This is a genomic window from Fretibacter rubidus (assembly GCF_041429785.1).
Lineage (GTDB): Bacteria > Pseudomonadota > Alphaproteobacteria > Caulobacterales > Maricaulaceae > Fretibacter > Fretibacter rubidus.
Genome location: NZ_CP163423.1, coordinates 2,992,942 through 3,007,783, shown reverse-complemented (window position 1 = coordinate 3,007,783; position 14,842 = coordinate 2,992,942). Strand labels below are relative to the sequence as shown.

Here is a 14,842-nt window from a genome sequence, read left to right as displayed (position 1 = left end):
CTGCTTTAACGCGGCTCTTATTATAACACTAATCGCAGTTTGCTCTCTGTGCATCACAAAAATGTGTGACACCGCTCAAATCAGGTTACAAGAGTATATGGATATTACAATAAAAGCCCGTGAAAAACGGCTATACTGCGGTTCGCTCGACTTAGCTGTTCGTATTGGACGCAGCGGTTCTATTGACGGGGCGAGGGGCCGCGAGGGTGACGGCAAAACCCCGCTTGGTCACTATCATCTGCGTTTTGGGCTTTACCGCGCTGACCGTTTGCCCAAGCCGCACTCAAAATTGACCTTTCGCGAGACAAAGCCTGATGACGGCTGGTGCGATGCTCCCAATGATGCTGCCTATAACCGTTTTGTACGCTTGCCTTATGCGGCCTCGACAGAGGCCTTATGGCGGGACGACGGCGCTTACGATATCGTCATTGTGATGTCCCATAACGATAGCCCGCCCGTGGCTGACCTTGGCAGTGCGGTCTTCATCCACATCGCCCAGCCCGATGACCGTCAAACGCTCGGCTGCATCGCGCTGACGCCTGATGATATGGCGGCGCTTTTGCCAAAGCTATATGGGGGGCAAGGGGTGCGTATCGTCGCTTAGCCGTAATCCCGTTCCCCAAATAGGGCGCTGCCAACCCGCACAGATGTTGCGCCAAGCTCTACGGCTGTCTCAAAATCACCGCTCATACCCATGGATAGTTTTTCTATACCATTGTCCCTTGCGAGCTTCCGTAAGAACCAAAAATGCGGGGCGGCGGCCTCATCCACGGGCGGAATACACATTAAACCTTCGATATTCAAATTATACGTATTTCGTATTAAATTTATAAAGTCAGCTAGCTCTGCTGGCATTATACCTGCCTTTTGCGGCTCTTCGCCTGTATTGACCTGCACATAAAGGCGCGGCATAGGACGCCCTGCTTTATCACAAGCCTTTATCAGCGCTTTGACGAGCTTCTCTCGGTCAACGGTTTCAATCACGTCAAACAAGGTCACGGCGTCCTCTGCCTTATTGGTTTGCAGCGGCCCGATTAAATGTAGCGTTAAACCTTCACGCCGCTGCGCAAATCTCTCGCCCCAGCGCCCTTGGGCCTCTTGCACGCGGTTCTCGCCAAAGATGGTTTGACCCGCATCCAACATCGCCTTGATACGCGCGTCGGGCTGGACTTTAGAGACAGCAACCAAGCTCACCGCATCGGCGTTACGATTTGCACGCTTGGCGGCGGCCTTGATACTGGCTAGGGTCTGCGCGCGGCGCTCAGTGATGGGCGGGTCGCATTTGATTTGATTGGGATCTGTCATGGGCCGTGATTACCAAGATTGGGGGCAAAGTGAAAGCGCGCTTTTACGGATTGCCGCGCAAATTCATACGGAACGCCACCGTCCAACACGGCTTAGCCCGCTGGTCATTATGAGCGACCCTGATGTGCATGACGATGTGCTAGATCTAGCACGAAATACCCCACGCGGCGCGGCGATTATCTACCGCCATTTCGGCGCAGATGACAAAGTGGATGTAGCCCATGCGCTGCGTCAAATCACCTTTGCGCGCGACCAACAACTGCTTATTGGGGATGACCCGGCACTTGCCATTGCCTGCGGTGCGGACGGCGTCCATTTTCGCCGCGATGGGGACGTGGACGCCCCCACACTTTGGCGGGCCCGCTGCCCTGATTGGCTTATCACCATGGCGGGTATTAAGGATGATTATGTCGATTACGGCGGCGATGTATCCGTCCTTGACGGCCTCATGGTCAGCAGTATTTTTCACAGCGAAAGCAAAAGCGCGGGCAAACCCATCGGCATTGATCGCCTGCTCTCCATCACAGCCGTCCTGCCCGCCCCAATATACGCGCTGGGCGGCGTCAATGAACGAACGATAGAGGCACTAACGGGGACAGGCATATCAGGCGTCGCGGGACGGTTTATGTTTTAGGGGGGAAAGAAAACACGGCGCACTTCGCACTCCCTCTAACGTCACCCTCGGGCTTGACCCGAGGGTCTATCCCGCAAAAACGAGCAAAAATTATAGATGGATCCTCGGGTCAAGCCCGAGGATGACGGGTGAATAGTGTTAGGGCGAGAAACACAAAAAAGCACGAGCGGCATTCTGGGGTTGGAATCCAGTGCCGCTCGTGCCATATTTGTGATGTCCTTTGTAAGACGGGCGGCGCTTATGGAAGGCGCCGCTCACAAATTTAGTCAAATGGTAATGTGTCGAGCCAGCGTTTGAGGCGAACTAAATCGGATTTATCGAAATCTTCGGGAAGATTTACCAATAGCATGTAATTTTCGCGCAAACGAAACGTGTGCTCAATTTCGTTGATACTTTCTATCATGCCATCATCTATTATTGCATTCGCATGAACAGGCTCAAGATAATCCGGGTCGAGTTCCATCATATCAGAACTACCAACAAGAGCGACACTTACTGGATCATAATACCAGTCAAATCTACTTTCTTTCCCTTTGCGTCCAACTATGAAATTGCCAACCTCACACGCTTCAAGCGATTTGAAGGCGTCCACAGCCTCATAATATTCTAAATTTGCATGTGTCGCGGCGAATGCAACTGTAGTAGTCTTCATGAGTAGGTCTGAATTAACAAGCCAATCAAAAAGGGTGGAAATGCTGGCATCTTTTTGGCTTATAGCCCAAACTTCTTCGGCCACTTCATGCATGTGTTTAGAATTATACTTCATAAAAATTATATAACACTTTATAAATTATATACAACATATAATTTATAAAATTTGCACGGCCTATTCTACTTACTATCAAACAATTCCGCGAGCTTCTCTGTCATGGCTCCGCCAAGTTGTTCGACGTCCATGATGGTGACGGCGCGTTTATACCAGCGGGTGACGTCGTGGCCGATGCCTATGGCGACAAGCTCGACGTCGGAACGGTTCTCGATTTTATCGATGACCATGCGGAGGTGCCCTTCGAGCAGGCCCGTGCGGTTTTGGCTTTGGGTGGCATCATCAACAGGGGCGCCGTCGGAAATGACCATCATGATACGGCGTTGTTCGGGCCGCGCCATCAGCCGGCGATACGCCCATTCCAGCGCTTCGCCGTCGATATTCTCTTTTAATAGGCCTTCACGCATCATCAGGCCTAGGTTCCGTTTTGCCCGTCGCCACGGCATATCGGCAGCTTTATAAACGATATGGCGTAGGTCATTGAGCCGCCCAGGCTTTTGCGGTTTTCCCGCCGCCAGCCAATCTTGGAACGACCGTCCACCTTTCCACGCCTTGGTCGTAAAGCCTAAAATCTCGGCTTTAACGCCGCAGCGTTCCAATGTGCGCGCCATAATATCGGCGCAGACCGCGGCGACCATGATCGGCCGTCCACGCATAGAGCCTGAATTATCAATCAGTATTGTTACGACTGTGTCACGGAAATCCGTTTCTTTTTCTTCCTTGAAGGTCAGGGCCGACATGGGGTCAATAACAACCCGCGTTAGCCGCGCCGTATCAAGCTGGCCTTCTTCCAAATCAAAGGTCCAACTGCGCTGTTGCTGCGCGAGTAGCCGCCGTTGTAAGCGGTTGGCCAGTCGCGCAATGACAGCGGATAGCCCCGCCATATGGCCATCCAGATAACCGCGCAGGCGGTCAAGCTCTTCTATTTCACACAATTCTTCGGCTTTGATGACCTCGTCATGGGTGGTTGTGTAAATTTGATAAGCAGGCGGCGCGTTGGGTATGGGGGCTTGGTTGGGATTATTATTGGGTTGCTGATCATCGGCGTCAGATTCGCCGTCAATTTCGTCGGCATCGACCATGTCTTGTGGCTCTGCACTGTCGTCTTCTTGGGCGTCGGCCTCTGACACTTCCGTTTGGCCAGGTTGGTCATCCGATTGCTGCTCGTCCTGTTGGTCTTGCTGCTCTTGCTCGTTCTCAGAGGACTCGCCGTCTTGGTCCTCTTCCTCGCTGGGGTCTGACATGTCGTCACCCAATTCAAAATCACGCAAAAGATCTTTGACTTGGCGGCCAAAGGCGTCTTGGTCGCCAATGGTCTCTAACAGCTTTTTAAACTTATCCCCGCCTACCTCGACTAAAGTGTCACGCCACACCGACATAATCCCGTCGCAGCTTTCGGGCAGGGGGCGGCCCGTCATGGCTTCGCGCGCGAAAAGGCCCATGGCTTCGGCCATTGTGCTGTCATCTTTGGGGAGGTCGGTTTTATCGAAATTACGGCGTAGCGCGCGCGCATTAAGGGCCGCATCCAGATTATCGCGAACGCCTTCCAAATGTAGCCCACCGAGCGTATCCACCCGCGCATTTTCAAGCGCTTCAAATATCGCACGCGCTGGCCCAGCGCTTGGCTGATTGGCGCTGTGGGTATCTTTATCATGCAGCGCAAGGCGCAGTGCGAGTTGATCTGCCTCGCCGCGCGCTTTGGCAATAACCTCTGGCTTGGGATGCGGCGGCAGGCTGGGTAGCATGACTTGTTCGCGCACAATACCCGCAACATCACCGCCAAAGGACACCTCCAAGTCCGGCTCACCCGAAATTGCTTTCGTCGCAGAGGCGAGCGATCGTTTAAAGGTGTCGATGGGGGTTTGTGTGGTCAATTAATTACCTTTACCGTCTTTCATCGCTGGCGATGAAGGCGCTCCGTTGCAATCGACTCACAGAATCGATTGCGGCCACTACGCTACCATCACGCTCGCCGAACTCTCTGGCAATTCAACGCCAAAGGCGCGCTGATAAAACTCGGCGATGACGGGGCGCTCTAGTTCGTCGCATTTATTGAGGAAGGTTAGGCGAAAGGCTTGCGCGATATCACCGCCAAAAATCCGGGCGTTCTCGGCCCAATTCATCACTGTGCGGGGGGACATGACGGTGGAAATATCACCGGCCATGAAAGCGTTCCGCGTCATATCGGCGACCCGCACCATAGAGGCCAGCGTCGCTTTGCCCTGCTCATTATCATAGCTGGGTGATTTAGCGAGCACGATGGCTTCTTCCTCATCATGGGACAGATAATTAAGCTGTGTGACAATAGACCAGCGGTCCATTTGACCTTGGTTAATTTGTTGCGTGCCGTGATAAAGCCCTGTCGTATCGCCAAGGCCAACGGTGTTGGTCGTCGCAAAGAGGCGAAACGCATTATTGGGCGTTATCACTTTGTTTTGGTCAAGCAATGTCAGACGACCCTGCGCTTCTAACACGCGCTGGATAACGAACATCACATCCGGGCGACCCGCATCATATTCATCAAAGGTCAGCGCCACAGGATTTTGCAGCGCCCAAGGCAGCAGCCCTTCGCGGAACTCTGTGATTTGCTTGCCGTCTTTCAGGACAATGGCGTCTTTACCAATCAGATCAATTCGGGAGACATGACTGTCCAAGTTAATGCGAACAAGCGGCCAGTTTAGCCGCGCCGCCACTTGCTCAATATGGGTGGATTTACCCGTGCCGTGATAGCCTTGGACCATGACGCGGCGATTATAGGCAAAGCCTGCACAGATGGCTTGGGTGGTCAGGTCATCAAAAATATAGGCGTCATCAATTTCTGGCACATATTCCGACCGCTTGGAAAAGGCGGGAACATCCATATCGAAGTCGACCTTAAAAATCTCGCGTGCGCTAACCGTTGTATCGGGGGCCAAAATGGGAAAGGGATCAGACATAGATGCGTCCATTAAAAGAGGAAATGAAAGAGAGTATCAGCAGCGAAAACGACTAGCCAAGCCCCGTCGTTTTTAGAACTTTATTGGCTTTTACAACGCGGGCGAAGCTTTCTTCGGTACTGCGGTCACCTTTATTGGCGTCAGGGTGAAGTTGCTTCACCAGCTGTGTGTAGCGCTTGCGCACATCGTCTTTGGTCGCAGTTTCGTCCAGCCCCATATCGGTCAGCGCCTGCATTTGCAATTTCGACAGACGGCGGCGCGGCTGTACGGCCATGCCTTCGTCGCCGCCGTCGCCAAAGATATTATAGCCTTCGGCGGTTGCGGCGGTGTTGCCTGTTTTGCGTTTCTTATTGGCTTTTGCGCGTTCGCCTGTGTTTTTCTTCACGTCCCACGTGGGGCGGTGACCGTGACGGGCGCCGACTTGCCATTCGGATATATCTTCATCTGACATACCAGAAAAGAAGTTCCAATTTTTATTATATTCGCGCGCATGGGCTTGGCAGAAATTGTGATATTCGCGCAAGCGGTCTGGGCTTTTGGGGGCTTTGCAACCACCGAGCCGTGTGCAGCCCGCCCAATCACATTGTTTCTCCTCTGGCGGCAATTCATCCTTGGGCGGATTAATGCGTAAATCGAGCGGGGAGCGTTTAATTTTGGGACGGCTGGCCATAATGACTATATATACTCTGTAAAGTGAAATCGGGTTTGAATAAGGACTGGCTAAAATGGGCACTATCGGCACATCAATCAAGGAAAAACTGACAAAAGCGTTCAATCCGTCGCAGTTAGACGTCATAGACGAAAGCGCCAAGCACGCACACCACCGCGGCGCCCATGAACATGCCGCCCAGATGCAAGAAATGGGGCGGGGTAGCGCAGAAAGCCATTTTCATGTGGTCATCGTGTCAGAGGCCTTTGACGGCATGAGCCGTCTGGCCAAGCACCGCGCTGTGCTAGAGGTCCTAGAGGCAGAGATAAAACAGATACACGCCTTTAGCTTGGACGCGAGCGTGGGGTAGGGGACACTAACCCAAAGCGTAGCCTTGTTATTAGTGGCTGTGTTCTTGTCAATGTTACCTGCGGTTGATATGACGGTTTATACCTTTGGGGAAAAGCATGTATTATTTAGACCGTTTTGATGATCGTTTCACGGTCTTTACAAATTTTGAGTTGCCCGTTTATGAGACGCAAAGAGATACTTTAGGTATTTCTTTTACCGAAAATTATATGGCCCTAGGGTTATCAGAAGTGTCTGTCTTGGGCGATGATGCTTTCCGATATAAACGAACCGACCTTGTCATTCGCGCAGAGGAAGATGACGATTACGCGGGCGATACTTCAACAACGGGTGTCCTTATGTTGGATGGAGACTCGATTACTGTTCGCAATGATTTCTCTCGCGATAAAGATTGGCTTGCAATTGATTTAACGGCGGGTGACTTCGTCAATCTTAAGGTCGAAGGGTTATACCCTCAAATGACAATTGTCGATGAGGACGGGAATATAATTTATTATTCTTATCGATCGGATGACGAAACCACGAAAAGCATGGATTTCTTTGCCGAGGAAACAGGACGATATTACATAGAGGTTTTTTCTGGAGTCACTACAGCTGATACTGAAATTATAGTTTCGGCCACAACGTCAGACACGGATCATGCCTCCAACCGAACGACACGGTCGGTTGTTGACATAGATGGGGCACAAGTTGCTGGGCAACTAACGGCTGATTTTGATGTCGATTTTATCGCAGTGAACATCGACGCGCCGACAACGCTTGAGTTTACCTTAACGGCCAATACAAATGATCCTTATATTCATATATTTTTGGATAACGGAACGCCAGCAATACAAATATTGGCCCTCACGGATGAAAATGGTGAGCAACCAGACTTTGGGTCTGTCGGCACATATCAAGTCTTTCTCGGGACTGTTGGGCGTTACTTATTCCAAATTGGAACGGGCTCGCCCGTGGACACCATCGCGTCAAATCCTATTGACTATACACTGTCTGTCACAGAAGTCGATAATACGGATGTAGAGATTGCGGGAGGCACAGACACGACCGCCGTGATTAATCTTGATGGTCAAAGACAAAGCAGTGTCATTGAAACGGCAACTGATAGCGATTGGTTTCGGATTGATGCCACGGCAGGTCAAGAGGTCACCCTCTTGCTTGAAAGTAATGAAAGCCTATCCGTGATTTTGCGTGATGCCAATGGCAATGAGCTACTCAGCAGTTCAACGGGTTTGTTTTTGGCGCAGGTCGACGTAACCGCGACCTATTATATTGATATCCAAATGAATGGAAATTTCACCAATCCCATTGGTTACACTATATCTGCGGGTGTCGGTGCAACGGCCCCGCTCGGCTTCGGCGACCGTGTCGGCAATAACAAAGATGCCTCCACGCCATTTGATATATCGGGTGATGCAATTCATGGCAGAATTGACTACGGCGAAGACCAGGACTGGTACGAAATTAGTGTAAACGCCGGAGACAATGTTGTTTTTGATATATTTGCCCTCGACGAACTTTTCATAAAGTTGGTTCTCTTCGATAGCGCAGGTACATTTATCACGCGTAGCTTTAACGATGGGCAAAATCAGCAAATCAATTGGAATTTTGACGCGTCAGGCACATATTATATTGTCGTTGATGGATTTATAGATCCTGGTAATTACACTCTGTCGGCTGAAGTCATTAACGCCAATGATGATTATGCGGGTGACGCTGCCACTGCTGGTGTAATTGAGATTGATGGCGACGGGGTTTCTGTTGTTGGTGATTTCGAAAATGACCAAGACTGGCTCGCGGTTGATTTAACAGCAGGGCAAGTCGTCTCGTTCCTCGCTGAAGCGGTCATGGTGCTTTATGATTCTGATGGCGTTTCTGTCGTTCCGGCGGCGGCTAATTCTGGCCCGGTTCCGTCTCCAATCTCTGGGCGATTAGATTACATCGTGGATATCTCGGGGCGATATTACATTGGCGTCTCTGTACCTTTGGGCGAAACAATTTCGGTGCGTGCCGTTACCCCAGACGATGATTACGCTAGCGATATCAACACAGTTGGGATGCTTAATCTTGACGGCGTAGATGTGACCAGCCGCAATGATTACATGGGTGATAGCGATTGGTTTTCCTTTACCGCAGAGGCAGGGCAATTCGTGTCATTTAGCGCAGATGCTTCTTTCACAGCCTTTAGCTTTTACGATTCGCAGGGAAACCAAATCGGACGTACAGTCTCATCGGCAAATAGTTTTCTTGCGGAAACAACGGGCCAGTATTTCGTTGGCGTTGAGTATGTCGATAACTTTAATCCGCCCGATAATTTCGTTTTCCGTGGGGCCGTGATTGAAGATGACTACACTGCAGATCAAACAACCACGGGCCGCGTTGAAATTGGCGGCAACGCCACACAGGCTCAAATTAATTATGGCGGCGATGTTGATTGGTTTCGAATTGACGCCGAAGCGGGCCAAAGCCTCACCTTTAATATGTCCAGCGCGAGTCCGAGCTTACGCGTAGCGCTTTTGCAGTCTAACGGTCAAGAAATTGGTCGCGCGGGTGTTAGTGAATATATTGTCGATTTTGGTGCATCCGGCGTTTATTATCTCTCTGTTTTCTTGTCTCAGGCCGCTACTTTTAGTACTGCGATTAATTACAGTTTATCAGCCACGCTCAACGAGACCACTCCCACGCTTGATGGCGATAACGGCAATAACACCCTCCAAGGTACGGATAGTGATGACGTGATAAACGGCCAAGGCGGGGATGATGTTATGAACGGGGGTGCAGGAGACGATGCGCTAACGGGTGGGGCAGGGGCCGATCAATTTGTCTTTGGCCGTAACGGCGGCACAGATACGGTGCGCGATTTCACCCTTGGCGAGGATCTTATCGTTTTGGATTACGGCCCTTATTTGCAGTGGTCTGATATCACAGAGAATATGACCGATTTTGGGACCTATGTTGTGATTGATATGGGCGGCGGTACGCGCATACAAATTGACGGCGTGGGCGCGGATGATTTGTCGCTTGATAATTTTGTCTTTGGCTATAACGACCCTGACGGTACGGGCCCGTTTTTGCCAGGTCGTTATTTCCCGACTTTGCCCGATAAATACAGCTCTGGCCAAAAAGACGTGCCTGTCATTGATGTGGTCTCGCGCGAGCTGCCCGCCGATTGGGACTATGACGGCAACCCGTTGTCCAAATCAGACGCTGTGCACGATGTCTATTTCGATATCGACGGCTTTATTCTTTAGACGCCTTGAATTCATTCAGCGGCTTTCCCGCGACAAAGGTTTGCGTTACGTCGATGTCTTTAATCGCGTCAGGCGCGACCGCCGCCGGGTCATCAGATAGCACGACAAAATCCGCCCAATTCCCAATCGCTAGACTGCCCAGTGCGTCCTCTTGATAGGCGGCATAGGCGTTTTCAACCGTCATGGCGTGCATGGCCTCGTTAACGCTGAGCGCTTGGTCGACGTACCAGCCGTCATCCGCCGTGCCGTCATCGGCAGAGGTGCCGTCAAGACGTTTACGCGTCACCGCAAAATAAAGCGTCTCCATCGGCTCCCACGGTTCGCCCGGCAAATCAGAGTTCAGCGCCAAGCGACCACCCGCATCTAAAATCCGCCGCCAAGCATAGGCGTGTTTAATACGGTCTGGGCCGACGCGGTCCTCGGCCCATCCGCTATCGCCGACGGCGTGACTGCTCTGGACAGACGCGATACCACCAAGGGCGGCAAGGCGGTCATAAAAATCGGGCAGCACGACCTGGGCGTGCTCAATCCGCCAGCGGTGATCATGGGCAGGCTGTGTTGACAGTGCGCGCTCATAAAGGCCTAGCGTGCGGTTATTGCCCTCATCTCCAATAGCGTGAACGGCCATTTGAAACTTATGCTCTGCCGACTGTTCGCCTAGCGATAAAACGGCGTCTGGTGTGATGCGCTCTGTCGGATTGGCTCTTTCTGGATGGTCAGAATAGGGCGCGGCCATCAGCGCTGTGCGAGAGCCGAGCGAGCCGTCATAGAACACTTTCACGCCGCGAATATCCAACCAATCATCGGGATCGTCCAATGCCCCGCGCGCAAACCAGTCTTGCATCAGGGTCTCATTATTACCGTCCAACATACCGTAAACGCGAATGGGTAATTCACCGCGTTCCGCCAAGGTGAGGAAGGCGTCGACATCATCGGCGGCCATGCCGGCCTCATGCACGGACGTCACGCCCGCGCGGCCCATTTTCAAAAGCCCCGCTTTAATCGCCTCTTCTAATTGGGCTTGCGTGCGTTTTGGTTTGTGTTGATTAACCAGCCCTTGCGCCAATGTCAGCATAACCCCCGTTGGTTCGCCGTTTTCGCGCCGCAATATTGTGCCAACCTCTGGGTCGGGTGAATTCACGTCAATGCCAGCAACCGCCAGCGCTGCGCCGTTATAAAAGCCAGCAAAGCCGTGCAAACTCTCAAGGCCTACAGGGTTATCAGGAAAGGCCGCGTCAAGCGCCGCACGGTCAGGATAACCCACGCTACCAAAATACCCTTCGTCCCAGCCTTGGCCAATAATCCACTGCCCGGGTGTTGGGTTGGGGGCATAGGCCTTTAATCGCGCAACAATGTCCTCAACATTTTTAACACCGACTAAATCCGCTTTGACGGCATCAAGGCCTAATTCTCTTACATGCACATGGCTATCAATAAATCCCGGGGTCACAGTTGCGCCGTTCATGTCCAGCCTATTTGCGGCACCTAACAACGGCTCTGTTATATCGACATCATCACCAAGGCCAATGGCCGTGATTTTACCCTGACTGACGGCCATATAATCCGCGCGCGGCATATCAGGGTTTTGTGTGATAATGTTAGCGTTAAAATAAACCGTTGTTTCAGCGTCATTATTGGCGGGCTTTGTTTGCGAACATCCGCTGATAGCCAAACATAGCGCCCCTAAGAGTGAGGCTGATTTAAACAGGGTTGATTTCATATTCATATTGGCTGTCCGCTGCGTTGGTCTGGCTCAAATGTTTTTGTTACGCGCAGGCGTTTAATCTGGTTACGCTCACGTTCTAAAATCTCAAAACGGTAGCCGTAAAATGAAAATGTCTGCCCCTCATCAGGGATCGTACGGGCCTCATGGATGACCAGCCCGGCCAGACTGACCGCTTCCTCATCGGGCAGGCCCCAATCCATCGTGCGGTTCACATCGCGAATGGCAATTTCCCCCATGACAATAACGCCGCCGTCTTTTTGCCGCTCTAGCCCTTCAATCTGCTCGTCATACTCATCTTGGATATCGCCGACGATTTCTTCCAAAATATCTTCCAGTGTGATGACGCCCATCAACGCGCCGTATTCATCAACGACAAGTGCGAAATGTTCACGCTTTTGTTGAAAGGCGCGGAGCTGCCGTACAACCGATGTCGTCTCCGGTACAAACCATGCTTCGCGGGCCAGACGCTTAATATTAAGACTGCTGGTATCGGCCCCGCCGCGCGACAGATGCTTTAGGATATCTTTGACATGTAAAATGCCAATGACATTATCTTGGTCGCCGTCATAGACGGGTAGACGCGTGTGGCCACTGCTTAGAACCTCTTTCATAATCACGTCGGGCGCTGCGTTAACATCAACCATATAAAGATTTTTACGGTGGATCATGACTTCTTCGACAGTTAATTCGCCAAGCTCCAACACGCCAATAATTTGGTCACGGGCGCGTTTGGCCACGCCGCCTTCTTGGTGATGCAAATCAACCGCGCCCCGAATTTCATCCGCCGCTGACCAGGCGCTGGCCTCGCTATCCACACCAAAGACGCGGAGCGTTGCATTAACGATAATTTGCACAACTGTGACAATTGGGGCGAGTAATTTAACAACCCAGCTGATCGGCAGCGCTACTTTTGTCGCCATTTTATCGGGTTGTGAAATGGCATAGGTTTTGGGCAAAACTTCGGCAAAGATTAAAATAAGCGCTGTCGTAATCACAGTGGCGTAGACCATGCCTGCCGCGCCCACGACCTCCAGCAATGTCGCCGTCATAATAGATGTGGCCAAGATATTGACAAAGTTATTGCCAAGCAAAATCCCGCCCAAAAGGCGTTCACGCGAATTAAGGAGTTTCGTTACCAGCACGGCCCGCTTGTCGCCGTCGCGCTCGGCCGCATGCATCCGTGCGCGAGACGCCGCCGTTAGCGCCGTTTCAGATCCAGAAAAAAAGCCAGAACAACACAGCAAGAAACCCACAAAAGCAAATCGGGCCAAGACATCAGGAGCCATTAAGGTCTCTATCATGATCGGCTTATCCTTCCTTGGGGTTCACCGCCATATTCAACGGCAAGATATTTAAGATAATTAGAGAGTGTCTCGCGAATTGTATTTTTCTGCACAAAGGCCTCGCCAATTCTGCGGGCTAAAATCAATGTAATGGCCCCGTTCTCATTCTTCTTATCCTGATCCATATGGGACAATAACGCATCTGGTTTACCAAGGAGTGGCGCGACATCTTTGATGCCGACCAGCTGCGTTTTCTTCATATGAGCGCGAAGTGCGTCGAGCTCTCTGGAGTGACATAAGCCAAGGGCAACACTGAAATCAAAAGCCATTTCCATGCCCGCGCTTACCGCTTCGCCGTGCAGAAGGTCGCCGCTATAGCCTGCTTCTGCCTCTAGTGCGTGACCGAATGTATGCCCCAAATTAAGAAGGGCGCGCTGCCCACGTTCGCGTTCATCACCCGCCACAATACGCGCCTTTGTCTCGCAACTCACCTTTACGGCCTGTGCTATCGCGTCTTTATCGCCGCCTATGACAGCCGGTCCATTATCTTTAAGCCACGCAAAAAATGCCGCGTCCCCCAATAGACCGTATTTTAAAATCTCTGCATAGCCTGCCTTTAATGCCCGAAGCGGTAGGGTGGATAGGGCATCCATATCAGCCAAAACCAGCGTCGGTTGATAAAACGCGCCGACTAAATTTTTACCTTGCGGGACGTTGATCGCCGTTTTGCCTCCAACGGCGCTATCGACTTGGGCCAGTAATGTTGTGGGGATTTGAATGAACCGACACCCGCGTTTAAACACGCTGGCTGCAAATCCGGTGAGGTCACCAACAATTCCGCCCCCTAGCGCCACAATCGTATCATTACGTTCCATGCCGTGGGTGAACATGGCGTCTAAGACGATTTGCAATTGCGCAAAGCTTTTGCTGGCCTCGCCAACAGGCACAGTTACCCATGCGGCGTCCAGGCCGTTCAGATTAATCTTATCTCTGTATAATGTCCCGACCGTTTCATCTGTTACAATAAGAACTTTTTTGGATGCCAAATGGGGCGTCATAAAATCTGCTGCTCGTGACAGTAAATTCTGCCCGATGATAATGTCATAGCTGCGGTCGCCTAAATCGACACGCACGCTGTGTTGCGGTTTTTTACTCATAACACTCTGGCTTTCGCATTTTGCGATTTCACATAGTGATCAATCGCCTTAGCGACGCGTTGCACCGTGCGGTCGTGCGGCCCCTTGGCGATATTGACGACAATATGGGCTTGTTCATAAATCGGGTAGCGTTCTTTATAAAGGGCCTCAAATGTCTCGCGCGGATTTGGCACTTTTAATAAGGGCCGCGTATCTTTTTTGCGGACGCGGGCAAATATCGTTTCAAAATCCCCTTTTAGAAATATCGTCAGCGCGCGGTCTTGTAATATATCACGCGCCCCGTCTTGGATGAAAGCTCCGCCACCTGTAGCCAGGATAATGTCAGACCCATCAAGCAAGCGGTCAATAACGCGGCGTTCGCCTGCGCGAAATTCATCCTCGCCGTGGTCTCTAAAATATCCCGCGACGGTACGTCCTGACGCTTTTTCAATTTCGTCGTCTGAGTCATAAAACGGGCGACCTAATTCTTTGGCCAAGCGGCGGCCAACCGTTGTTTTACCCACCCCCATCAATCCAACAAGCGCGATGGGGCCGTTTGGCACAAGAAGGGCAGGCACAAGATTTGCGGAGGATGCTTTTTTGGACGCAGCTTTTTTAGCCCCAGATTGGCTCTGAGTTTTGGCTTGAGGCTCGACGGCCGCTTTGGCGGTCGGGCTATTGCGTCGGTCTCGCTGCGCGGGGTCAGTCTGACCTTTTCGCGCTGCGCGGGGCTCGGGCGGCATAATTTTGCCTTTAATCAGTTTTACGGGCTGTCATCACTCTGTAT

The 14,842-nt window shown here is 51.6% G+C and carries 13 protein-coding genes; 4 read left to right on the top strand and 9 right to left on the bottom strand.

The window, feature by feature from the left end; translation table 11 throughout:
• Positions 1–97: 97 nt before the first annotated feature.
• A complete protein-coding gene (locus tag AB6B37_RS13945; protein ID WP_371396442.1) occupies positions 98–604 on the top strand; it encodes a L,D-transpeptidase in 507 nt (168 codons plus the stop codon).
• Here AB6B37_RS13945 and AB6B37_RS13940 read toward each other — a convergent pair.
• Positions 601–1,305 carry a YggS family pyridoxal phosphate-dependent enzyme gene (locus AB6B37_RS13940; protein WP_371396441.1) on the bottom strand — a complete coding sequence of 235 codons (705 nt, stop codon included), beginning with the start codon at positions 1,303–1,305 and terminating at the stop codon, positions 601–603. The two genes, AB6B37_RS13945 and AB6B37_RS13940, sit on opposite strands and share 4 nt — an antisense overlap.
• On the opposite strand from AB6B37_RS13940, the gene AB6B37_RS13935 reads away from it, so the two are divergent.
• Positions 1,304–1,939: a thiamine phosphate synthase gene (locus AB6B37_RS13935; RefSeq protein ID WP_371396440.1), complete on the top strand. Its 636-nt coding sequence runs from the start codon at positions 1,304–1,306 to the stop codon at positions 1,937–1,939. The genes AB6B37_RS13940 and AB6B37_RS13935 overlap by 2 nt on opposite strands.
• 262 nt (positions 1,940–2,201) lie before the next feature.
• On the opposite strand, the gene AB6B37_RS13930 is transcribed toward AB6B37_RS13935, so the two are convergent.
• The 4 genes from AB6B37_RS13930 to AB6B37_RS13915 all read right to left on the bottom strand — a co-directional run bounded on the left by AB6B37_RS13930 (position 2,202) and on the right by AB6B37_RS13915 (position 6,311).
• Positions 2,202–2,705: a hypothetical protein gene (locus AB6B37_RS13930; RefSeq protein ID WP_371396439.1), complete on the bottom strand. Its 504-nt coding sequence runs from the start codon at positions 2,703–2,705 to the stop codon at positions 2,202–2,204.
• Between the two features lie 65 nt (positions 2,706–2,770).
• On the bottom strand, positions 2,771–4,579 hold the full coding sequence (cobT, locus tag AB6B37_RS13925; protein ID WP_371396438.1) for a cobaltochelatase subunit CobT: 1,809 nt from the start codon (positions 4,577–4,579) through the stop codon (positions 2,771–2,773).
• 78 nt (positions 4,580–4,657) lie between these two features.
• Positions 4,658–5,653: a cobaltochelatase subunit CobS gene (gene cobS, locus AB6B37_RS13920; RefSeq protein ID WP_371396437.1), complete on the bottom strand. Its 996-nt coding sequence runs from the start codon at positions 5,651–5,653 to the stop codon at positions 4,658–4,660.
• Positions 5,654–5,693: 40 nt separating this feature from the next.
• Positions 5,694–6,311, bottom strand: coding sequence for a J domain-containing protein (locus tag AB6B37_RS13915; protein WP_371396435.1), 618 nt, complete (start codon positions 6,309–6,311; stop codon positions 5,694–5,696).
• 55 nt (positions 6,312–6,366) lie between these two features.
• Here AB6B37_RS13915 and AB6B37_RS13910 point away from each other — a divergent pair, with 55 nt between their 5' ends.
• Together AB6B37_RS13910 and AB6B37_RS13905 are read left to right on the top strand one after the other, a co-directional pair.
• Positions 6,367–6,660, top strand: coding sequence for a BolA family protein (locus AB6B37_RS13910; RefSeq protein ID WP_371396433.1), 294 nt, complete (start codon positions 6,367–6,369; stop codon positions 6,658–6,660).
• Between the two features lie 97 nt (positions 6,661–6,757).
• Positions 6,758–9,910, top strand: coding sequence for a calcium-binding protein (locus AB6B37_RS13905; RefSeq protein ID WP_371396432.1), 3,153 nt, complete (start codon positions 6,758–6,760; stop codon positions 9,908–9,910).
• On the opposite strand, the gene AB6B37_RS13900 is transcribed toward AB6B37_RS13905, so the two are convergent.
• The 4 genes from AB6B37_RS13900 to AB6B37_RS13885 are packed head-to-tail and all read right to left on the bottom strand — an operon-like array spanning position 9,900 to position 14,798.
• Positions 9,900–11,636 (bottom strand): amidohydrolase, encoded by a 1,737-nt coding sequence (locus AB6B37_RS13900; protein ID WP_371396431.1) that lies wholly within the window; start codon positions 11,634–11,636, stop codon positions 9,900–9,902. The genes AB6B37_RS13905 and AB6B37_RS13900 overlap by 11 nt on opposite strands.
• Positions 11,633–12,937, bottom strand: coding sequence for an HlyC/CorC family transporter (locus AB6B37_RS13895; RefSeq protein WP_371396430.1), 1,305 nt, complete (start codon positions 12,935–12,937; stop codon positions 11,633–11,635). The genes AB6B37_RS13900 and AB6B37_RS13895 overlap by 4 nt, the downstream gene beginning before the upstream one ends.
• Positions 12,934–14,076, bottom strand: a complete 1,143-nt coding sequence (gene aroB / locus AB6B37_RS13890) for a 3-dehydroquinate synthase (RefSeq protein ID WP_371396429.1) — start codon at positions 14,074–14,076, stop codon at positions 12,934–12,936. Before aroB ends, AB6B37_RS13895 begins: the two co-directional genes overlap by 4 nt.
• Entirely contained in the window at positions 14,073–14,798 is a 726-nt protein-coding gene (locus AB6B37_RS13885) for a shikimate kinase (RefSeq protein WP_371396428.1), read from the bottom strand. The genes aroB and AB6B37_RS13885 overlap by 4 nt, the downstream gene beginning before the upstream one ends.
• Between the last annotated feature and the right edge of the window lie 44 nt (positions 14,799–14,842).